This window comes from Pseudomonas sp. GXZC (genome assembly GCF_026967615.1).
In the GTDB taxonomy this organism is placed as follows: Bacteria; Pseudomonadota; Gammaproteobacteria; order Pseudomonadales; family Pseudomonadaceae; genus Aquipseudomonas; species Aquipseudomonas azotoformans_A.
On the sequence record NZ_CP114116.1, the window covers coordinates 20,349 to 40,259 of the forward strand.

Annotated in this window: 20 protein-coding genes; 12 read left to right on the forward strand and 8 right to left on the reverse strand. The window is 54.1% G+C overall.

Going from position 1 to position 19,911, the window contains the following annotated elements:
- Nucleotides 1-32 precede the first annotated feature (32 nt).
- From OZ428_RS33510 to OZ428_RS33520, 3 genes are all read left to right on the forward strand, one after another.
- On the forward strand, nucleotides 33-668 hold the full coding sequence (locus tag OZ428_RS33510) for a hypothetical protein (RefSeq protein WP_269134343.1): 636 nt from the start codon (nucleotides 33-35) through the stop codon (nucleotides 666-668).
- A 17-nt stretch (nucleotides 669-685) separates the two neighbouring features.
- Nucleotides 686-1,015, forward strand: a complete 330-nt coding sequence (locus OZ428_RS33515; protein ID WP_269134344.1) for a hypothetical protein — start codon at nucleotides 686-688, stop codon at nucleotides 1,013-1,015.
- Between the two features lie 84 nt (nucleotides 1,016-1,099).
- Complete coding sequence (locus tag OZ428_RS33520) at nucleotides 1,100-1,567, forward strand: hypothetical protein (protein ID WP_269134373.1); 468 nt, start codon at nucleotides 1,100-1,102, stop codon at nucleotides 1,565-1,567.
- An 883-nt stretch (nucleotides 1,568-2,450) separates the two neighbouring features.
- Here the strand turns inward: OZ428_RS33520 and OZ428_RS33525 are convergent.
- Nucleotides 2,451-2,972: a hypothetical protein gene (locus tag OZ428_RS33525; protein ID WP_269134346.1), complete on the reverse strand. Its 522-nt coding sequence runs from the start codon at nucleotides 2,970-2,972 to the stop codon at nucleotides 2,451-2,453.
- Nucleotides 2,965-3,273: a hypothetical protein gene (locus OZ428_RS33530; protein WP_269134374.1), complete on the reverse strand. Its 309-nt coding sequence runs from the start codon at nucleotides 3,271-3,273 to the stop codon at nucleotides 2,965-2,967. Before OZ428_RS33530 ends, OZ428_RS33525 begins: the two co-directional genes overlap by 8 nt.
- 165 nt (nucleotides 3,274-3,438) lie before the next feature.
- Between OZ428_RS33530 and OZ428_RS33535 the strand changes: the two genes are divergently transcribed.
- Nucleotides 3,439-3,822, forward strand: coding sequence for a hypothetical protein (locus OZ428_RS33535; protein WP_269134375.1), 384 nt, complete (start codon nucleotides 3,439-3,441; stop codon nucleotides 3,820-3,822).
- A gap of 1,864 nt (nucleotides 3,823-5,686) precedes the next feature.
- Here OZ428_RS33535 and OZ428_RS33540 read toward each other — a convergent pair.
- From OZ428_RS33540 to OZ428_RS33555, 4 genes are all read right to left on the reverse strand, one after another.
- Nucleotides 5,687-6,811: a site-specific integrase gene (locus tag OZ428_RS33540; RefSeq protein ID WP_269134349.1), complete on the reverse strand. Its 1,125-nt coding sequence runs from the start codon at nucleotides 6,809-6,811 to the stop codon at nucleotides 5,687-5,689.
- A complete protein-coding gene (locus OZ428_RS33545) occupies nucleotides 6,780-7,043 on the reverse strand; it encodes a helix-turn-helix domain-containing protein (protein ID WP_269134459.1) in 264 nt (87 codons plus the stop codon). Before OZ428_RS33545 ends, OZ428_RS33540 begins: the two co-directional genes overlap by 32 nt.
- A gap of 590 nt (nucleotides 7,044-7,633) precedes the next feature.
- The gene (locus OZ428_RS33550) at nucleotides 7,634-7,906 is read right to left on the reverse strand and encodes a hypothetical protein (protein ID WP_269134350.1); all 273 of its coding nucleotides are present in this window, start codon (nucleotides 7,904-7,906) and stop codon (nucleotides 7,634-7,636) included.
- 15 nt (nucleotides 7,907-7,921) lie between these two features.
- Nucleotides 7,922-8,527 carry a hypothetical protein gene (locus OZ428_RS33555; protein ID WP_269134376.1) on the reverse strand — a complete coding sequence of 202 codons (606 nt, stop codon included), beginning with the start codon at nucleotides 8,525-8,527 and terminating at the stop codon, nucleotides 7,922-7,924.
- Between the two features lie 91 nt (nucleotides 8,528-8,618).
- On the opposite strand from OZ428_RS33555, the gene OZ428_RS33560 reads away from it, so the two are divergent.
- Nucleotides 8,619-10,586, forward strand: a complete 1,968-nt coding sequence (locus OZ428_RS33560; protein ID WP_269134377.1) for a DEAD/DEAH box helicase — start codon at nucleotides 8,619-8,621, stop codon at nucleotides 10,584-10,586.
- A gap of 71 nt (nucleotides 10,587-10,657) precedes the next feature.
- Here OZ428_RS33560 and dnaB (OZ428_RS33565) read toward each other — a convergent pair whose 3' ends face one another.
- Complete coding sequence (gene dnaB, locus OZ428_RS33565) at nucleotides 10,658-12,052, reverse strand: replicative DNA helicase (RefSeq protein ID WP_269134378.1); 1,395 nt, start codon at nucleotides 12,050-12,052, stop codon at nucleotides 10,658-10,660.
- Entirely contained in the window at nucleotides 12,049-13,590 is a 1,542-nt protein-coding gene (gene dnaB, locus OZ428_RS33570; RefSeq protein WP_269134379.1) for a replicative DNA helicase, read from the reverse strand. The genes dnaB (OZ428_RS33565) and dnaB (OZ428_RS33570) overlap by 4 nt, the downstream gene beginning before the upstream one ends.
- Nucleotides 13,591-14,185: 595 nt before the next feature.
- On the opposite strand from dnaB (OZ428_RS33570), the gene OZ428_RS33575 reads away from it, so the two are divergent.
- The 7 genes from OZ428_RS33575 to OZ428_RS33605 all read left to right on the forward strand — a co-directional run bounded on the left by OZ428_RS33575 (nucleotide 14,186) and on the right by OZ428_RS33605 (nucleotide 19,884).
- On the forward strand, nucleotides 14,186-14,425 hold the full coding sequence (locus OZ428_RS33575) for a hypothetical protein (protein WP_269134380.1): 240 nt from the start codon (nucleotides 14,186-14,188) through the stop codon (nucleotides 14,423-14,425).
- Nucleotides 14,422-14,871, forward strand: coding sequence for a hypothetical protein (locus OZ428_RS33580; RefSeq protein ID WP_269134381.1), 450 nt, complete (start codon nucleotides 14,422-14,424; stop codon nucleotides 14,869-14,871). The genes OZ428_RS33575 and OZ428_RS33580 overlap by 4 nt, the downstream gene beginning before the upstream one ends.
- 182 nt (nucleotides 14,872-15,053) lie before the next feature.
- Nucleotides 15,054-15,866 carry an N-6 DNA methylase gene (locus OZ428_RS33585; protein ID WP_269134382.1) on the forward strand — a complete coding sequence of 271 codons (813 nt, stop codon included), beginning with the start codon at nucleotides 15,054-15,056 and terminating at the stop codon, nucleotides 15,864-15,866.
- Nucleotides 15,863-16,252, forward strand: a complete 390-nt coding sequence (locus tag OZ428_RS33590; protein WP_269134383.1) for a hypothetical protein — start codon at nucleotides 15,863-15,865, stop codon at nucleotides 16,250-16,252. The genes OZ428_RS33585 and OZ428_RS33590 overlap by 4 nt, the downstream gene beginning before the upstream one ends.
- The gene (locus OZ428_RS33595; RefSeq protein WP_269134384.1) at nucleotides 16,249-17,907 is read left to right on the forward strand and encodes a DEAD/DEAH box helicase; all 1,659 of its coding nucleotides are present in this window, start codon (nucleotides 16,249-16,251) and stop codon (nucleotides 17,905-17,907) included. The genes OZ428_RS33590 and OZ428_RS33595 overlap by 4 nt, the downstream gene beginning before the upstream one ends.
- A 39-nt stretch (nucleotides 17,908-17,946) precedes the next feature.
- A complete protein-coding gene (locus OZ428_RS33600; protein WP_269134385.1) occupies nucleotides 17,947-19,440 on the forward strand; it encodes a DNA-processing protein DprA in 1,494 nt (497 codons plus the stop codon).
- Nucleotides 19,441-19,551: 111 nt separating this feature from the next.
- Nucleotides 19,552-19,884 (forward strand): hypothetical protein, encoded by a 333-nt coding sequence (locus OZ428_RS33605; protein ID WP_269134386.1) that lies wholly within the window; start codon nucleotides 19,552-19,554, stop codon nucleotides 19,882-19,884.
- The last annotated feature ends 27 nt before the right edge of the window (nucleotides 19,885-19,911 follow it).

Below are 19,911 nucleotides of genomic sequence, written 5' to 3' on the forward strand. Positions count from 1 at the left end.
AAATCTACACATTTCTATTGTGAGTGTTGGCTATGCGCAAGCCTGTCGACGACCCCTATGGTTTCGAACTGCCGGTTCCGGCGCCGAGGGTAGCTGCGTCCTCAAAGAAGCAACGTGCAGGCAGCTTTTATTTGTATGTCGACTTGGTGCCAACCTCGGCATGGTTCTCAAATTTAAGGGCTGAACTGTCTCCTGGTGAATGGAAATCCTGCGCAGCCTACACCGCCAAGCGAGCCGGTTACTGCTGTGAGATTTGTGAAGGGCGAGGGCCCAAATGGCCGGTCGAGTGCCATGAGCGTTGGTTATTTGATGAGGCCACAGGGATTCAAAAACTCATCGGCCTTGAAGCGCTATGTCCGGATTGCCATGAGGCCACGCATATTGGCCTGGCTCAGGCCCGTGGCCATTATGAGCGCGCTGCGGGCCATTTGATGCGTATCAATAGGTGGTCTGCGGAGGAATTAAAAACACATCTGCGAGAAGCGGTGACAGTTTTTAACAGGCGAAGCGACCGCCCGTGGCAATTGGATGCGAGCCTGCTTATGACGCTTCCGATTCGGTTGAGCGATAAAAGCAAGGCGTTGATCGAGCGACACGCCGGTGCCGCTAAGATACCTCCCGGTGCGTCGACCAGGGATCAACTTATTGAACTAACGCTGGGCCGGTGACTGCCAAAAGGGGAATCATGAAGTTCGTTCCGAAAAAATACGCACCGATTGAGCGAGTTGTACTTCTGGTGATCGGGGTATCTCTAGCTTGCTGGGGGCTTGGTGGTTACGTATCTGGCGAACTGTACCTTCCAGGTCGCCAGGACGGAATTTACCTGCGTGATGGGTTGAGCCTCGTTCTCGGGGTCGTCGGAATTCTCTCAGGCGCGCTCGCGTGTTTCGCGGGTATCGTCGATCATTATGATGAGAGAGACAACGAGCAGAAGTACGCAGTTTTTTTCAAGCGCTGCAAGTTCACAGCGATCGCGTGCCTCACCTCAGCTGTCGCTTTGCAATTACGCTCGTAGTTTCCTACGCAATGCCAATAGTAAAAGATAAGAATTTATTGGCGTTTAGGCTATAATATTGTGGTCAATCAAGAGGAATTCTGGATGCGACCTTACTTGAAGCCAGTCAAAAGTGCGTCGGAACAGCTTAGTGATCTGTTGTCAAAACCCAACGCCTTCCTTATCGAGGCTTACCCTCACCTGGTGTTGATGCGCCTGCCTTTTGCGCAGCGAATTGAAGTGATGCGTCGTCAGTTGATGCCCCCTAGACCGGGCCCACGCAAGCGTTTGGCTAAGGCTGCAGGCGGGCATGATCATCAGGGTCAAGTTGAGGCTCGGATCCATGACGAAGCGAATTATCGTGTCCTGAGTGAACTGAATCCATTGGTTTTGGGTGTCGAGCTCCTTGCGGAGGCGCTGGAAGAGGTTGTTGGCTCTGGTGTAATCGACGGTGTCATGTCGGATGACGGCGAATTGAGCAGCAGCAACTTACTCGCTGCGATGGTTGTGTCGGAGATCGGCGCCGCGGGAGAGTATGGCCCACGTCCTGGACGCCGCAATTCACCCCGGTGATCCCCATTTCAACCCCTGGTAGGGTAAGGCAAATGACTGGTGCTTTCTCTGACCCGTTTACGGACTTTCCAGTGGCTGAAATCCCATTTCCTGTGGGTGTTGATCGACTGGTCGGTGTTTCTCTGACGAGAAAGCGCAACCTCGGCCTGGTTCTGGGAGGTGGGGGAGTTGAGACATTGCAGCTTGTGCTTCAAGCGCTACACCTTGCTCTGGCGATCGAGGTCGAAAGGCTCCTGTGGTGCACCGGATTAGATGTTGATGGAAGGTCCCAGGTAGAGCCCACCTGGGATCTACTCACAGCGGATTTTCCGGGCAGGGTCAGTCGTTTTGATGATTCGGTTCCTGGATTCCCCTGTCTCGGCGAGCATCATTTCAAAAGGAGGACGGTCCTTTTGATGGATGAGGGTTTTATCGCTGCAGGTGGTGGGTTGGTGGAGGTGCCCGAAGATGTGGTTGCCATCCATGTCATTTCAGCCGGGTCTCCTAGGGTGGACTCGGCGCCCGCCCCGGCGGTTTCGTTTGTGCTGAGTCCGTGGCCAGGACAGCAAGGCCTGCTTACACGGTACTTGCTCACTCTGCCTAATCAATCCTCCCACTTCGTGGATTTTGAGCGGTGGCAAGGCTGGTTGACGACCGCTGTTCGCAAGTGTCGAGAGCAGACTACTTCGTCCATCCGGTATGTAGAAGAGCGCTGGGGGGCCCAGGCCTCGCTCGGTCTCGGTGAGCCACTGACCCCGCTCGTTGCTGACGCATCCTTGGCACAACTCTGTGAATGGCCTCGGAAGGGTGTGGTTGGATATTCCGGGGAATGAAGGGGCTCGCAATGCTTGCCGTTGCTACGCTTGTTCCTCGCGGACAGACTGTCCAGTCTGTCCGCTTGCTTTCACTGTGTTAAGGCTGGTTCCCAGTCCGGCGTCTCGGGAGGCGGCCTAATCCCAGCATTTGAGTCAATGAGCGTATCTCGCCTCGACCTCCATTCCTGTTCCTCACGCTGAGCATCGATCTCCGTCCTGTCAAGCTCGGCTTCAGCCCACCCGTCATTCCAGGCCTTCAGCAGATAGGGGATTTCCTTCAACAGCAGTGGAGGGCTGGGGCGGACGCCTTTCTCCCAGCGCTCTGGCGATGTATAGCCGCTGGAGAAGGCGTTCTGGGATGCGGATTCCAGGAGTTCTTCGTCGTCGGAAAATGAGAAGCGCTCATGAAGGCCGCGCGCCGAGAGTGCGTGTTGAAATGATTCGTCTCCAGCGCTGAAGGCCTTTTTCAAGTCGGAAAGGGTAGGGGCGCCCGTGCGATAGGTAACCGCCAGGTCGGACGCCGAGCCCAGGTCTATATCGATCGCTGCGAGCCCTTCCTCCAGCGCCATGGCCAGGTCACCGCATTGAATTTGGTTGGTCATTTTATGCATGGACTGAACCCCCAGTAATGCGTCTCTCAATAGCCGGCAATGATTCTCCGGCCAGTGACAAGTGACGGACAAGAATTGAAGACGCTGCTGCCAGGCAGCCGAAGTCGCCGGCATTGCGTGCCTCAATAGCCAAGCGTGCCGAGAGGGCGATCCTATCAATCAACCTGGTGACTCCATTGACCAGGCGATCGCGCTGCGAGGGTGCGAGCTTCGGACAATTGCCGATTTTTGCAATGACGGCCGTGCCGTCTCTCAGCGCTGTTTCTGCCTTGATGAACAGGTCTTCCTGAAGAATTTCCATGCGTGTCCTTCAAAAGAGTAGAATTTGTGTTAACGCAATTGTGATAGTACATCGTGAATATATAGCAGGCAATCATAGTAGTTTTGGTGACATCTCATAAAGTCAATGTTATTCTTTTGCCAGTGCAATCGCGTTTGACTGCAAATACATACAGGTGCACCTGCCATGCTGAAGCTGACCAGCCTATTAGTCCTCTCGGCCTTTTCCTTCGCGACTCAAGCAGCGGATCTGCTCGCTGCAACTGCAACGCCACCCACTATGACCATTGGCTACGTGACCGAAGGGACTGCTTGTCCTGGCCCTGGGGCAACCGGCTTCAACACGGCGGGTCTGCTACTTTCTTGCCAATCCGGTGTGTGGAAAAAAGTAGGCTCTGGAAATTTTAAAGGCACCTATATAACTGGAACGTATGATGGTGGCTGTTGGCAAGGCAACCCGTTCACAGGAAGCTGTAAATGTCCTGCGGGCTCAACTGGTTACTTGACCGGCCAGGCTTGGCAGTCGTCACCGTGGGACTCCACAATTATTAGTTGTTACGAAGTTAACTAGATTGCCAATCCGGTCTTTGGAAATCGACAGGAGCAGACGTTGCTGGCCTTGGGACTGGCTTTATGACCGGTATCCCAAACCAGTACAAAAATAGGATCACTGGCGGCTACAGTTGCCCGACTGGATTGGTGCCGAACCTAATTGGCGGCATAGCAATTGGCGGTTGCAATCCTTGCTTATCATATTCATGCAGTAAGCCTTAGTAAACGCAAGCTACTTCACAGCCTTGCCAATCCGGTCTGTGGCGCTCTAACGGTGGCGGGAAGGTTTTTACTGGCTTTATTTCGCATGGCCAACAAATACCTCTTCCTTTTGGGAGTATTGCAAGTAGTTGCACTTGGTCGGCATCGGACGCCGCGAATCCACACCCAGCTTCTCGGCCAAACTACGCAGGAGGCAATTACGCTTACGCCGATTCAAATCGTATTGTTAGCTGCGGTTTTTATGATAAAGGAGCATTTAATGTCGGAGGTGTCTGTAGCTATATCATCTCCTGCAATTGACTGTTGACTGTTTTGCCAATCCGGTCTTTGGATGGGAGTAGAGAAAGTTTTGACTCAAACTGGCTCTGCGCAGACCTCTCAGTGCACTGTATGGGCGGACTTTGGGCAACGAATTTGTGCGGGACTCCCATCTACGTACATAGTCTTCCCTGAGCAGTTCACCTATCCACCTAATATTCTTATCTCTATCGGCGTTCCCTTTCCGCTAACAACCTGCAATGCGAATCAACTTGATTGGTTCGGTCATCAAGTTGCAGAAGTTACTCGCAGTGGATTCCGCCTATACGGCGGTGCAAGCCCGATCGGGTGTGGTGCAGCAAATGACGGGGTGGCTGTTAGTAATTTTGATTGGATAGCAATTGGAAGGAAGTAGAGACTAAGTAATCGTTAAGTGTGTTTTCTTCATGTTGACAATGTAATCTGCTACTTAAAACAGGTCCAATAGAACAGTCCAGCCCAATTTAAGTGGGATGCGGCCATATACCAACCCGATGCGTTTTGAAAAATGTACCCGGTTTCTGCTTGTCCAATGGCTGATGCTCCAGTTACGGAACACACTTTCCAAGTAAGATCCCCCAAGAAGCAAGTAGCTCCTGAGCAGGAGCCTTGCGTAATTTTGTTCTCCCAACCCCCTGGCGCTTTCCACAGACCGGATTGGCAAAGCAGTCAATAAAGCTGCCGACAATAGATGATCTTGTAGTCTTCCATGGGCGCCGTCATTCCTGTCATTACATATCCATCAGGGCAGTTCATAGGAACCCAGCCTTGTCCTGGATAGTTAGTTAATGACCAAGTCGCTCCAAGCTTAACGCCAGCCCCTTCCACAGACCGGATTGGCAAGGCTATATCTTAGGGTTTAAAGCAATTGTACGAAGCGCAAGGGCTACATCCGCCGACAGCGATCGCAAACGATTGAGAAACAGAATAGCCGACTGGACAACTACAGCCACCAGTGAACGGATTGCCCGATGCACAACCACCACCAGCCCAGGAAGCGGTCATGAAGGACCCCCCCCAGGTAGTTGAGGTGATCGCTTTCCAAAGACCGGATTGGCAATCTAGTTAACTTCGTAACAACTAAAAGCCAACGACTGCCAAGCCCGGTCAAGTAACCAGTTGAGCCCAGGACATACAGCTTCCTGAACGGGTTGCCTGCCAACAGCCACCATCATACGTTCCAGTTATATAGGTGCCTTTAAAATTTCCAGAGCCTACTTTTTTCCACACACCGGATTGGCAAAACGCACCTCAAAAAAAAGGCCCTCCCCGACAAGGCTTTTTTTTGTCGCTCCAATCAGGCCGTACCTTTCAAGTGGTTTATGGCTCCAGATCTCTAATACTTTATCGAAAATTTTGGTTGTTCAGGCCGCAGCTAAAGGGTCAATCATGACCACACTGGCCTCCTCGATCAGTTCAAGGTACTGGTCTGGTGCCGGAATAGGGGTTGCGTCCCTTAGAGCGGTCATCAGGCGTCGCAACAAACGGTCCTGGGCAGCTGCAAGCGTTGTGTTCTTGCACGCACCGGTGATCACTGGCTCTTCGAAATCAAGGAAGCGGACCGTCACATGGTCTTCACTTTGAAGAAGTATTGCGGGGTAGGGGATTAGATGGTTGATAACTACCTGCCGGCCTTTGCTCTTCCCGCCTTCCAGTTTTTTGACGAGTCGCTGAGCCTTCAGGTGGGTATATCGTTTAAGCATGCTGAGAGATTTGTGGCCGCTGATAGCTGCGACCTCCATCATGTCCAGCGTGCCCAACTCAAATAGCCTACTGATCGCTTCATGACGCAAATCATGGAAGTGGAGGTCCACGATCGCCAGGCGTTGAAGCATCACTCGCCAGGTCGATTTGAGTCCCTGGGACCCGTACTTGAAGACTTGGCCTGTATTTTCGACGCCCATTCGGATGATGGCATCACGCGCCTTCAATGATAGCGGTACGTCACGTCGCGTACCGTTTTTAGTATCTGGGAGGTGAGCTACTCGTGCCTTGAGGTTGATATTCTCCCAGCGCAGACCAAGGATCTCTCCCTGGCGCATCGCGGTTTCAAGTGCTACGACGATGATGGAGTAGAGGGAGTCATTACCATGGTTGTGGGCGTACCGTAAGATCAGGCGCTCTTCCCGTGCGGTGAGCCGCCGTTCACGCCCGGGCGGACTTTTCGGCTTCCTAACCTTCAGTACGGGATTGTCGTCACAAATACCCCATTCAATGCGGCCCAACTCGAAGAGATTTGAAAGCAACGACATTTCAAGGCGAACTGTTGCTGGAGACAGAAGCTTCCCGGTTTTCTGGTTCTTCTGGAGGAGGCGCTCATCGCGATAAGTTGCGATGTCTACTGAGGTGACGGCCCGGGCGTTCATTGGGCCTAAGAACGATCTGGAGAGCTGCTCGACGCGATAACACTCTTGGGCGTAGCCTTTTTTCAGGATCGAAACCCTTGTCTTGTAGTGATCAAGGGCCTGGGCCATGGTCATTTCGGTCATTTTGAGATTCGTCCAGGTCTTGCGCTCGTACGGCCAGCTCGACCAATGAGATGCCGAGCACTTCGCAGAGGGAAATTAGCGTGTCGATCGTTGGGGAACGCCGACCGAGTTCCAGGACAGAAATGTAGGTGCGATCCAAGCCGGCCTCGAACGCCAGAGTTTCCTGCGTGAGGCACCTGTTTTTCCTGAACTCACGAAGGGCCTTTCCGAAGGCTTGGTTGTGCGTGCGGATTTTGCGTTCCCGGCTTGATCATTTGAAGGCCCGGGATTTTCAGCGGTTCCGACTATAGTCGTCTTCCGTTTAAAAGCGGAATTGAGGGGTGCCGGAAAAACGCTGCACGCATCGAAGGCTCTATCTCATGGTCCCGGAGGGGGCAGCAGAGTATCTGAGTCAGCTTTTTTTTTCAGTCGTAGCGGAACGTGCGTCCGCTTTCACATATTGTCTACTATAGGCACAAGTGCCTATAATTGGTCGTTAGACTAGCTGTTCCCCGCGCGTGGCCACCGCGCACTATGTGCCATCAGCAATGTCAGGAAGGTCATCCTGAGGTGGATTGGGACGAAGGAAGTAACTGGGTTAGAATAGGCACAAGTGCATTATGAGGTGTTGGATGTCGAACCAAGACACATTGAGATCCCTGATCAGTCGTGCCTCTATTACCCAGGGAGAGGCCGCCGATTTCATCGCGGAGGAGACAAAGCGACCTTGCAGCATTCGGAGTATCCGGTCGTGGTTGGCGGCCAGCGTACTGAAGAGTGCGCGCCCGTGTCCGGATTGGGCATTGAATGCTTTGGAGACAAGCCTCAGGCGTCAGAACAAGATCAAGTAACTTCGGTAGCGAGAGCTGGGGGTAACTCAACCACGCTCAGAGCTGGGTATTGCTCAATAAGATCTATCAGCAGTTCCCGGATTGTGAACATGCCAGCGGTCGGGTCTTCGCCGGCGCGCAGTCGTTCAAGGGTCTCCAGTGCCGTCGCGGGGATCGCAGTCGTTTGGGGTTTGCCAGCTGTGTCCTTTCGCACGGATCCAGCTGCAATCGCCTGCTCAATCGTCAGCAGGTAGGCAGCACTTTGCCGCTGGGTTGAGACTTTCACGTTTCGCCTCCTCTTTTAAGGCTCAGGCCCATACATACCTCCGCAGCCGATATGCGTGAGAATCTCCCTGCACATCACCAAAGTCGGTGTGCCACTAAACCCACCTGGTGAATTGTATGGATTGTCCATCCATATGACGTCATCACCTTCGTCGTAACTGAAGGTGTGCCCATGGGCATCAACACTTTCTCCTGCGGCGAGTTGCTGCAGGAAATCTTCAGGAGTGGGCAGGTCGAGCTCAGACCATCGACCCGCTTCGATGCAGGTCAACGCTTGAGCGCGTCTGGCCAAGCGCTCTCGCTCAACTTCCGTTTCCAATCGTTCCTTTTGCCTGCGGGCCTCTTCTTCAGCATAGAGTTCCTCCACGAGCTCCCGCTCTTGACCTAATGCAGTGAGGTAGTGGTCGGCAAGTTCTGGGGTCTCCACAAGGAGAGGAGGGACGCGCTCCCCATAAACTGGGTTGCAGCTATTTGCCTCCAGCTCAGCGAGACAGTCCAGTGTCTCAAATGCGCGGCGCCTAGCTGCGGCGACGTATTTCTCACCCTCTCTAATTTCGCTGCAGACAACCACGTCGATCCACTGGAGTCTTGCTGAAAGGCAGAGTTCGAAGGATTGGTTCATGCTGAACTAAGCCTCTCTAAGGAATGGTGTTCGTATCTAATCACAATTGCGATAGTATTACTGTGATGATTATTAAAAGGGACATAGTTGCATGCTCAGGCGGCGCAGCTCACCAGTCACCGGCGCGGAGCTTCTCAAATGCGCGGTCTTCGACGGCTTCGACTATGGGTTGTCATTTGCCTATGTGGAGGGGCTAGGCAGAGTGCTGAGTGGGTTTAAGGCTCGTTGCTTCCGGAAACCCGGCCACCCCCTTCACAACACATGGCGCATCGGAAAGAACCTTGTTCACGAAGAGACTCAAGAGTTTTTTGCGACTCTCAAGGCGATCGCGGGGGAATCGTTCGTGGAAACATACGAAACCTTCACGCGCAAGCTTGATAGGTCCCGGGAGAAGCCGCTAGTGGCGGCGTACACAGCTGACCTCCAAGTCAGAATTGCGACGATGGCTGACGGCAAGGTACTTGCCCGTGGTGACTACCACCCTGGGTTGATTGCGATTTATCGGCGCATGGGCGGGCTTTATCTAGGGCTCAGTAAAGCTTGGAAAATAGCCTGCACTGCTGAAGCTCTACACAGCAGCCTCATCGACGGGCTCGGGCTGCGAGAAGAGCAGGTGCAGATCCTCCAAGGTCGCCATGAGTTGCTTGAAGATGGAGCCCTGGTGCAGGCTCGTGAATGGGAGAGCATCGCCGTTGGCGGCGAACGTCCGGAGCCCACGGGAGAAAGTGAGGACTCAGTAAACGAGGTGTATCTGGCGAGCATCCCACAAATTAAGCCGATCAATTGGACTCCGCGGGTGCTTGAGGAGGCTCTTAACCAGTACCAGCTCTATGATTATCAGCGTGCAGGTGTTGCCCACCTGGTGCAGCGCAGCAGCGCTTTGCTGGCAGACGATATGGGGCTGGGCAAAACCCGACAATCGATCGTTGCTGCACACATCCAGGCAAAGGGGCGTCCGATCCTGATTATTTGCCTGGCCAGCCTGATCATCAACTGGAGTCGTGAGATTCTGGCGGTTTGCCCGGATGCCAAAATCTCGATGCAGGCATCTGATCCCTCGGCCCAATGGATAATCATCAACTACGAGAGGCTTGGACAATTCGTTACGACGGCGTCTCAGTACAATGTGATGGTGATCGATGAGGCGCACCGTCTCAAGGAGCCAACCGCGGAGTGGACGCGCCACGCATTCGACATCGCGTCAAAAGTCCCCAATCGCTACCTGTTGACCGGTACACCGGTGCTGAACCGGGAAAGCGAACTTCATACTCTCCTGCGCCTGTCAGGCCATCCGATCGGACTCATGTCACTCAAGGCGTTTTGTGAGCAATTCGCCGGCAGTAGCGAGTTCCGAGCATCGCTTCGGATCCTACTGTCTGACTGGATGCTTCGTCGTACGAAAGACGTCCTGGTCAATTTGAAGGGTAAGCAGCGTCAGACTTTCGCCTCTCAGATGTCGCCGGCGGAACGTAGCCAGTACCAAGAGGTATTTTACAGCGACAAGTCGCCCCTGGCCCGGGTCGGCTCATTGCGTTCGATGCTGGAGCGTTTCAAGACCAGGACCATTGTGGATATGGTCAGAGAGCTCGATACCCAGGACAAGGTGATTATCTTTTGCGAGTTCATTGAGTCAGTTGAGTGGCTCAATAGAGAGCTGGCCACCCACGGTATTCAGTGTGTGACGCTGACTGGTAAGCATTCTGGCACACGCCGGCAGAAGGCTGTCGATCAGTTCCAGGGGGACGAAAATATTCGTGCATTTATCGGCACCACTGCAGCAGCTGGCACCGGTATCAATTTAACGGCCGCCAATTATGTGTTTTTTGCCAGTCTGCCTTGGACGCCGGCCTTGCAGGATCAGGCCGAAGACCGTGCCTACCGCAATGGTCAACTGCGCCCGGTAATTGTGAAAATCCCACTTGTTGACGATTCAATTGATCAAGGTTTGTGGAGCATGCTCGCTGCGAAGCGGGCAGTAGCACGGGACCTGATAGAACCTGACGATGCGGCTCAAAGAGCCGAAAAAGAGTTCGCTTCGGCTTTAATGAACGCAGCATAGAAGCACTACGTCTGTTCGAGTAGCCGTCCCTCCTGGGCGGCTACTTATAAAAATCAAATGACTATATAAGCCTACTCATCATCAAAGTTATAACTACCTGGCGCAAGGTTTTCGAAGCGTGTGTATTTACCGATAAACGCCAGGCGCGTAGTTCCAATTGGGCCGTTACGCTGCTTACCGATAATAATTTCAGCGATTCCCTTATGTTCGGTTTCCGGGTGATACACCTCGTCCCGGTAGACGAACATGATCACGTCAGCATCCTGCTCGATCGCTCCGGACTCTCGCAAGTCGGAGTTGATCGGGCGCTTGTTTGGCCGTTGCTCCAGTGAACGATTGAGCTGTGACAGGGCGACCACTGGGCAGTTGAACTCCTTGGCCAGCGCCTTCAGAGAGCGCGAAATCTCTGAGATCTCATTGGTCCGGTTATCACCACCAGAACCTGGGATCTGCATGAGTTGCAGGTAGTCGATCATGATCAGCCCAACATCTCCGTGCTCACGGACCAGACGCCTGGTCCGGGCGCGCATTTCTGACGGACTGATGCCTGCGGTATCGTCGATGAAAAGTTTGCGATCGTTGAGTAAGTTGACCGCGGCGGTCAGCCGCGGCCAGTCGTCGTCTTCCAGGCGGCCTGCACGTACCTTGCTCTGGTCAATGCGGCCCAGAGAGGACAGCATTCGCATGATCAGCGATTCACCTGGCATCTCCAGGGAGTACACCAGTACCGCCTTGTCACTACGCAGTACTGCGTTTTCCACCAGGTTCATTGCGAAGGTGGTTTTACCCATGGACGGCCGGCCTGCGACGATGATCAAGTCTGCAGGCTGCAGACCACTGGTCATACCGTCGAGGTCGGTGTAGCCAGTGGATAGGCCTGTGATGGCGTTGTCGGTGTTGAACAGGGTATCGATTCGGTCGATGGCCTTAGTCAGCAGGTCGTTGACGCTGACGGGGCCACCGGTTTTGGGCCGCGCTTCTGCGATCTGGAAGATTTGCCGTTCGGCTTCGTCAAGAATCTCTTCCGCGCTACGGCCTTCGGGGTTGAAGGCGCTGTCAGCGATCTCCGTAGCGATGCCGATCAGTTGTCGCAATGTCGCCCGCGCGCGGACGATCTGCGCATAGGCCTTGATGTTGGCAACCGATGGCGTGTTTTTCGCTAGCTCTCCCAGGTAACCCAGGCCGCCGACTTGGGTCGTTTGACCTTCCTTGTCCAATTGCTCGGCCAGGGTCACTACGTCAATGGGTGAGTTCAGGTCGGCCAACTTGGCAATGGCGCGGAAGATCAGGCGATGGTCATGACGATAGAAATCGCCGTCCGAGACTTGATCCAGCACGCGTTCCCAGGCGTTGTTGTCCAACATCAAGCCGCCGAGCACCGCTTGTTCGGCCTCGATTGAATGCGGCGGGACCTTCAGAGCAGCAGTTTGCAGGTCGTACTGCTCGGGTGCGGCAATATCGTTCATGTCTTCTTCCTCGGCCTGAATGGGCCTTTCGCATAGTTTTTCGTCTTTGGATCGTGTTTACGAAATTTTTCGATATGCACAAGCTCCGACGCGATGGCTCTCCCAACCCGCGGATCTTTGGGCTTAGGGACGTTGCCAAGTTCGGAATCGGAGAAGTCATGAGCGCCTGGTACGAGATTTTCAAAACGGGTGAATTGGCCAACAAAGGCCAGCCTTGAAAACCCGGTTTCCCCCTCTCGCTGCTTACCAATGATGATCTCTGCAGTGCCCTTGAATCGGGACTCTGGGTAATAGATCTCGTCGCGATAGACAAACATGATGACGTCCGCATCCTGCTCTATTGCACCGGACTCGCGGAGATCGGAATTCATTGGCCGTTTATTTGGGCGCTGTTCGACAGTCCGATTAAGCTGCGAGAGCGCGACTACTGGGCAATTGAATTCTTTGGCCAACGCCTTCAACGAGCGTGAAATTTCGGAAATTTCGTTGGTCCGATTCATCCCGCTGGATCCAGGGATCTGCATTAACTGCAGGTAATCGACCATGATTAGGGCAAGCGGCCCGTGCTGGCGGACTACTCGTCGAGTTCTCGATCGCATTTCCGACGGACTGATGCCAGCGGTGTCATCAATGAAAAGTTTGCGGTCGGTGAGGCGCCTGATGGCGTTGGTTAGTTTTGGCCAGTCCTCATTCACCAGGCGCCCTGAGCGCATCTTGCTGTGCTCGATACTCCCTAAAGATGAAAGCATTCTCAGGATGAGCGACTCGCCTGGCATTTCCAGTGAGTAAACCAACACCGCTTTTTCGGCATTCAGCACGGCGTTCTCGACTATGTTCATGGCGAACGTCGTTTTACCCATCGAAGGCCTTCCGGCGATGATGATCAAGTCCGCTGGACGCAGTCCATCCAGTTTTTGATCCAGGTCGGCATAACCAGTGGGTAATCCAGTTACCAGATCGCCAGACCTTGACCTGGCATCAATTTTTTCGGTGGCTTTGGTTAGAAGAGTGCTGATACCCACTGGTCCACCAGCCTTCGGGCGCGCGGAAGAGAGCGCGAGTATTTTCCGTTCCGCGTCCTCGATCAGATCCTGTGTCGACATTCCAGAAGGGCTTTGTACCTGGTCGCTGATACTCACGCAGGTGGAGATGATCTTTCGCAGTTGAGAGCGCTCGCGAACCACCCGGGCGTACGTTTCAATGTTGGCGATCGACGGCGTATTTTCCGCAAGCTCACTTACATAACCCTGGGTGAACCCCACCAGTTCGCCTTCACCCGAGACATTAAGCACTTCTTGCACAGTCACGGCGTCAAACGGCTTTTTGCGCTCCGCCAGCTCGATAATGGCTCGATAGATTGAGCGATGTTCCTGCAGGAAGAAATCATCGGGGTGGAGCAGGTACTGGAGTGAGTCCAGGGTCGCATTGTCCAGCATCAAACCACCGAGCACAGATTGCTCAGCCTCTACTGAATGCGGAGGAATCCGAGGTGCTGCAGCGTCAGCGGCGCCTTCTTCCGCGGTGGCGATCGTATTCAATGCGCAAGTAATCCGCGAAAAAATTGGATGCTTGGAAGCGCAGTGTCCGGTTTATCGAGGTGCGCAGTCCTTGTAGAGCTCAAATTCACCTGCAGGGTCTCCAGTCAATTGCCGGCTCAAGGCTAGGCACATGTGCCTATATAGTCAAGCGTTATTGCAACCAGGCCGTCCGCTGACGTTGTTGGCAGTGTCTTTCAATGCGGCGGTGAATAATCACCGGTTTTCCGCAGATTTTACTCGTCGGCGCTCTGGCTACTGCTGAGGGGGATAGGTCCCCTGCTCTCGTATATTTTATCGCTGATAAGTATCGTTATCAGCGATAATTGATTATTAGACGTTGCATTTGTAACGGGTATTTTTATTTCAAATGATTAAATGTGCTGAGTAATTCGAGCAAATCGCCTTGTATGCTGGTCATCGTGATTCTCAAGGTTGTTTGTTCGGATATCACAACTGTCGTGGCCATCGGCGCCGCTTCTAAACGGAACTACCGGAGCGCGACATCCCCTGCGCATCAAATCGCCATGAACATGTTGACGACCCTTAGTGCGTGAGTCCTAATGTTGTTCTATTGAGTATGTATAGGGTGTGATTTATGAACCGTTTCAAGGACCAGCTTTCTCGGCTGGATAAATGCGCAGCAGCCGTGGCCAACAGCGGCGAGTCTGAAGCTTCGAAAAAGGAAGTCGCTGGTCAGGTTGCGGTGTACGCCGCAGTCCTTATCGATCTAGGGGCTGAACCTCGTCCGAACGAAAGCGAGGTTCTGGTCCCCATTGAACAATTCTGCGTCCTGGTCGAAAGGACGTTCCCGCAAGCCATCGGAGCAAAACGATGACAATTCAAGCAGTTCCTGGCGAGAGCCTGTTTCAGCAGTTGTCGCGCAGCATTTACACAAAATGCACGGAGGGCCTTCGCCGGATGGGTTCCATCGAACTGTTCGGTCTTGCCTCCGTCGTGCCTACGGCAATGACAATGGTGGGGGCAGCGTTTGGCGCCAAATATGGCGTCGACATGGCGCAGCAAGGGTCTGCGGTGCATCAAGCTTACCTTGAGGCAACAAGGGTGGCCGGCTTGGGTGAGGGAGTTGCGAGGGCGCTTACAGGTGGATTTGAAAGTACCGGTGTTGCCGCCTTTTGGGCCGGCGGCGCAGGCATGATCGCATTCCCTTCGCTTGCGATGGCTGCAAAAGCTGTCGTCCATGCGTTTGACCTGGGTAAACCCAAGGTGGAACGTGAGTCCATCATGGAAACTCACCACGATAACTCCAGCCCTTCGATGTAGCTGTCTTAACTGAGCATAGGTTCCATTCAGTTTCAGGTGTGCCGGATGCGCCCATCCCAGGTGGGCGCACCCCTCCTCTCACCCCATTGCAAATTCTCAGCTCGCCTTTCAATAGGTAGCCATTGACACAAAAGAACGCAAGTTATAGTTTGGCGACTACAAAAGCATGTCGCGAGGCATTTATGCGTTCTCCAAATAAGGCTATTCCACGCTCGCCAGCAGAGCATCGCAGTCACTTGGTGAAGCTCCTGCGAGCCAATGCGGGCCGGCGCAACCTCTGGGATGTGTTCGGCGACTTCATTGAAATGTCGGCGCTGGCCATCGCTAACAAAGTGGACCATGCCCAGTTTGATGAGCGCGAAAAACGCTATCTGGCTATCGTCCAGCGCTATGAGCCACACGAGGTGGCGCGCTTTCCGGTGATGTTCGCTGAGCTCACCAATGCTCTTGAATACGGACCAGACGATGTCTTGGGCCAGGTATTCAGCGAGCTGGAACTGCACAACGCCGCTCGTGGCCAATTTTTCACGCCCTATTCCTTGTGTTCGCTTATGGCCAACATGCAGGTACAGGATGGAAACAACATTCGAGAACTGATCGCGCAGCGCGGGTTTGTTACGGTCAGCGAACCGGCCTGCGGCGCCGGCGCGATGGTTATTGCCACTGCTGAAGCCATGCTCGGTGCTGGCATTAATTATCAGCAACATCTCCACGTCACCGCCCAAGACATCGACTCCAGGGCAGTCCATATGGCTTTCATTCAATTGAGCCTTCTTCATATCCCTGCGGTCGTGATTCTCGGCAACACCCTGATGATGGAGGAGCGGGAGCACTGGTACACGCCGGCACACGTCCTGGGCGGGTGGCAGCGAAAACTGAACCGCGGATACGCCCTGGGCAGCGGCGCCGATCCTCATCGCGGGAACGACTCAGATCAAATGGCGCCTGCAGCGCCCCACCAGGAAGAGATGTTACAACGGGAGCTGGTCGCATGAATGACGATCATGACTGTTCAGTTCAACGAGCTCTGTCTCGACTAAGCGACTTTTGCTCGAAGCAGCGCCTAAACATGGCACTCGAAAAATTGGCGCAGGCGGATCTCGAAACAAACCTGCTGCAGGGTGGCTTCAAGTTCAAGCGAGAGCAGGAGCTTTCGAAGCGAGACAAGCCGGATTTTTTGGTGAGCATCGACGGCCACACCATCGTGCTGGAGTTAAAAACGCGCGCGCAGCGTAAGGCAATTTATCGCCAGCTGGAGCGATATGCCCAGCACGCGTCGGTTGATGGTTTGCTGCTGATGACAGGCACCGCCATGGGCCTTCCGCCCCACATCAACAACAAACCTTCTCGTGTCGTATCAATGGGTGGGGGCTGGTTATGAGCTCTCGATACGGTCAGTTAAGCCTGGAAAACGGCACCCAGTGGGTCATGCGCAGTATTGCGCCGCACGTTGCAATTCGCCTCAAACAGTTATTCCCACGTCTGCCAAAGTGGCAGACCGATGAGTATGTTTTCCCAAACGACCTTGCGCATTGTGCAGATATTGCTTGGTTCACTTCGCGCTATCCATTGGCAATCACTCCCACCGACGCCCAGGCCTTGGATTGGGGGCGTCAAAGTTTCGAGCGCGAGCAGGCGCGGATGGAAGAAATCCTTCGTCCGGAATATACCCCCCAGACCACCGTTGGACTCAAACCTGGCTGCGCTATTCGTCACTACCAAAGCCAGGCTGTTGACCTGACACTTGCCCGCCGATCCCTGCTATTAGGCGATGACGTCGGTCTGGGAAAAACGTACACCGCTGCCGCATTGATCCTGCACATGAAGACACGGCCAGCAGCCATAGTCGTGCAAACCCACTTGCAGCAGCAGTGGTTTGAAAAGCTCAGTGAGTTCACCGACTTAAAGCTGCACTGCATCAAGGGAACCCGGCCGTACGAGTTGCCGCCGGCGGATGCGTACATCTTCAAATACAGTCAGTTGCTTGGCTGGATCGATACATTTAGCGACGGTTTTTTCAAAGCCGCTATTTTTGACGAAGTTCAAGAGTTACGCACTGGGACCAACAGCGGCAAGGGGAAAGCAGCCCAGGAGTTGGCACTCCACGCGGATTATCGTTTGGGTTTAAGCGCAACGCCTATCTACAACTACGGTATCGAGATCTGGAACATTGTCGAGATCATCGAACCAGGCCTGCTTGGCAGTCACGGGGATTTCCTTCGAGAATGGACAGATGGTGACAAAAAAGTCACTGACCCTCAGGCACTTGGGACATTCCTAAGGGAACAGATGGTGTTCCTGCGCAGGACCAAACGTGACGTCGGGCAGCAGATGCCGCCGCTTAACGTCATTGTTGAGGAAATTGGTTCGGACGACGAAACACTTCGATCAGTAGAGCTGCTGGCTCAACAGTTGGCTATCCGAACAACCGAAGGGTCGTTTATGGAGCGCGGCCGCGCCGGACGCGAACTCGATCTGCTGATGCGTCGGATCACCGGCGTGGCAAAAGCGCGCTTTGTTGCGCAGTACGCACGGCTCCTGCTCGATGCGGATATTCCAATCATGCTGATGGGGTGGCACCGGGATGTTTATGATATCTGGCTCAAGGAGTTGGCTGACTACAACCCAGTTATGTACACAGGGTCGGAAAGCGATAAACAGAAGATTGAGGCAAAGGAAGCGTTTGTCGCCGGCAAGACCAACCTTTTCATCATGAGCCTTCGCTCCGGTGCGGGGCTGGATGGGCTCCAACACCGGTGTTCCACCGTCATTTTCGGTGAGCTCGATTGGTCACCCAAGATCCACGAACAGGTTGTGGGCCGCCTTGGGCGCGAGGGCCAAGATGAGCAAGTTACAGCGATCTACCTGAACAGTAATGACGGAAGCGACCCGCCTATGGTTCAGCTACTTGGCCTAAAAGCATCACAGGCCCTAGGCATCATCGATCCAAATGCTCCCCTCACGCAGCGGCACTCTGATAAGTCGCGTATCCAAGCACTGGCGGCTCAGTTTCTGAAGCGCAGGTCTGCGGCTTGATGGCAATCCACTTATTTCTTGCAATCCAAGGGCAAGCCAATGACTGATCGATTGAGCGCACTGATTGCCCTTGGCTGGCTACCAGGGGTTGGAGCTGCAACGCTGCGCAAGGCTGCGGTCCATGATGACCTGGAGCGCATGTCCACTGGGGATCTCGGGGCTATTGACCCGCGTATCTCTCGGGCACTTTTGGAGGCAGGTGCCTGGGATGCCGCGCTCCGAGCGGCGGACGCCGATCGCGAGCAGGCTCTGAAAGCTGGGGTTCATCTCTTCATCCATGGCGACCCTGGCTTCCCGCAAACTCTGGCACTAGCATCAGAGGTGCCATTCTTCCTGTATGTCAAAGGGACCCTGCAGGAGCAGAACACCCTGGCAGTAATTGGGACCCGCGCGCCAACGCTCCGCGGATCAGTCGTGGCCAGCAAGATCGCGGCGCACTTCGCGGCGTCGGGCGTGTCCATCGTCAGTGGATTGGCATTGGGCATCGACGCGGCCGCGCATGTGGCCGCGCTCGACGCCGGCGGTCACACGATGGCGGTATTGGCCCACGGACTTCAAACTATCTATCCCAGACAGCACGCCGCGCTGGCTGAGCGCATTCTCGACCAGGGGGGAGCCCTGGTGAGTGAGTACCCGTTTGGAACTCCGCTGGTGCCGAGTCGATTGATCGAGAGAGATCGCATCCAGGCTGGATTGAGTCAGGCTGTGATCATGGTTCAGAGCAAGTCCGACGGGGGCAGCATGCATGCTTCCAAGGCTGCTCTGCGCTACGGTCGTCGACTCTTCGTTCCCACGCCTCTTGACGCCGATCTGGCTGGCGACAATCCCGCCATCGAAATTCCTCGAATGCTTACACAGTCGTCTCCCGAGGAGATCTGCGCACTTTTTCGTTGTGACGAAGAGAAGCTGGTCGAGATTCAGATGATATCTGGTCGTGATGATTATCAAAGAGTCACTCAGTATCTGCAGGACACCGCTGTATGGCCAACTCCACCTGCTCAGCAAACCCAACCACAGGAGACATCGTTCATGCGTGGCAATGACATATCCACTTCTGACGCCGTATGGCTCAACCCAGGTCCTGCTAGAAATTTGCAGACTGAACCCCAGTCACCACAACTGGAAGCAAAGATTTCTCTGCTTCAGGAGCTATCACGCCAACCTCAAGACCTGGATGCGCTTGCTGAGATTCACAGCTTTCACGATGAAATCACCGACCTGGAAAACGTCACGGATGAGATGAAACGTGGGAACAGAGCATATAGCCTAGCTCGCAAGCACATTGTTCAGTACTACGGGTTTGACGGTACAGCTCATGAACAGGACATGCTTCAGGTAATCCTTGATGGCATGGACGCGAGCCCAGTCTACCGACGCACCATGAACGAGGAGGCAACCAGCGAGCTCGACTTTGCGCTGCTGGCGGCTGCTGTAGTGCGCGATCGGGCGATACTTGCAAAAGAAACGGGTAAGGATGTAGGCATGCAATCCACTAGCGTAGAGCCGGCGCCGGAATACGAGTTCCATTTCTAACTGTCTCAGGTTTCTTGCAAACCTCGGTAGGCCTGCCCGGAGGGGTCTACTCTTGCCTTGCATGAATAGGCACATGTGCCTATCATGATCTGCATTATTAAGGAGCCTTCTATGAATCACCCTATGCAGCCTCTCGAACCGGACGAACAATACGGTTTTCGTTTCAAGGAAAACGCGATCGTTACATACCTGCTGGACCACGGCGGCATCGACATGAACGCACTTGCGGTGCTTGATTTTAGTGTGGAAGATCGCGAGCAATTTGCGCAACTCATTGGATACCCCCTGACTGGTTTTGGTGAGCTGAGCTATGTGCGCGCACAAACGTATGCTGTTGCGGCAAGCATGGCCAGTACAGGCAGCACGGAAGTCGAATGCCGTATTGCTCATCTTGAGGCGGAATTGAAAGCGCTGCGAACCTCCGTCGGAATGGTTTCACCGTAAATTGAGTGTAGGGAGTAAAGTTTGGAG

Excerpts from the sequence above, each read along its gene's own strand:
- OZ428_RS33535 (WP_269134375.1), top strand. The coding sequence starts at position 3,439 with ATGCTGAAGCTGACCAGCCTATTAGTCCTCTCGGCCTTTTCCTTCGCG.
- OZ428_RS33560 (WP_269134377.1), top strand. The coding sequence starts at position 8,619 with ATGCTCAGGCGGCGCAGCTCACCAGTCACCGGCGCGGAGCTTCTCAAA.
- OZ428_RS33530 (WP_269134374.1), bottom strand. The coding sequence starts at position 3,273 with ATGGAAATTCTTCAGGAAGACCTGTTCATCAAGGCAGAAACAGCGCTG.
- OZ428_RS33515 (WP_269134344.1), top strand. The coding sequence starts at position 686 with ATGAAGTTCGTTCCGAAAAAATACGCACCGATTGAGCGAGTTGTACTT.
- OZ428_RS33540 (WP_269134349.1), bottom strand. The coding sequence starts at position 6,811 with ATGACCGAAATGACCATGGCCCAGGCCCTTGATCACTACAAGACAAGG.
- OZ428_RS33580 (WP_269134381.1), top strand. The coding sequence starts at position 14,422 with ATGACAATTCAAGCAGTTCCTGGCGAGAGCCTGTTTCAGCAGTTGTCG.
- OZ428_RS33555 (WP_269134376.1), bottom strand. The coding sequence starts at position 8,527 with ATGAACCAATCCTTCGAACTCTGCCTTTCAGCAAGACTCCAGTGGATC.
- OZ428_RS33595 (WP_269134384.1), top strand. The coding sequence starts at position 16,249 with ATGAGCTCTCGATACGGTCAGTTAAGCCTGGAAAACGGCACCCAGTGG.
- OZ428_RS33520 (WP_269134373.1), top strand. The coding sequence starts at position 1,100 with ATGCGACCTTACTTGAAGCCAGTCAAAAGTGCGTCGGAACAGCTTAGT.
- OZ428_RS33600 (WP_269134385.1), top strand. The coding sequence starts at position 17,947 with ATGACTGATCGATTGAGCGCACTGATTGCCCTTGGCTGGCTACCAGGG.
- OZ428_RS33525 (WP_269134346.1), bottom strand. The coding sequence starts at position 2,972 with ATGCATAAAATGACCAACCAAATTCAATGCGGTGACCTGGCCATGGCG.
- OZ428_RS33590 (WP_269134383.1), top strand. The coding sequence starts at position 15,863 with ATGAATGACGATCATGACTGTTCAGTTCAACGAGCTCTGTCTCGACTA.
- OZ428_RS33605 (WP_269134386.1), top strand. The coding sequence starts at position 19,552 with ATGAATCACCCTATGCAGCCTCTCGAACCGGACGAACAATACGGTTTT.
- OZ428_RS33575 (WP_269134380.1), top strand. The coding sequence starts at position 14,186 with ATGAACCGTTTCAAGGACCAGCTTTCTCGGCTGGATAAATGCGCAGCA.
- OZ428_RS33585 (WP_269134382.1), top strand. The coding sequence starts at position 15,054 with ATGCGTTCTCCAAATAAGGCTATTCCACGCTCGCCAGCAGAGCATCGC.
- OZ428_RS33510 (WP_269134343.1), top strand. The coding sequence starts at position 33 with ATGCGCAAGCCTGTCGACGACCCCTATGGTTTCGAACTGCCGGTTCCG.
- dnaB (WP_269134378.1), bottom strand. The coding sequence starts at position 12,052 with ATGAACGATATTGCCGCACCCGAGCAGTACGACCTGCAAACTGCTGCT.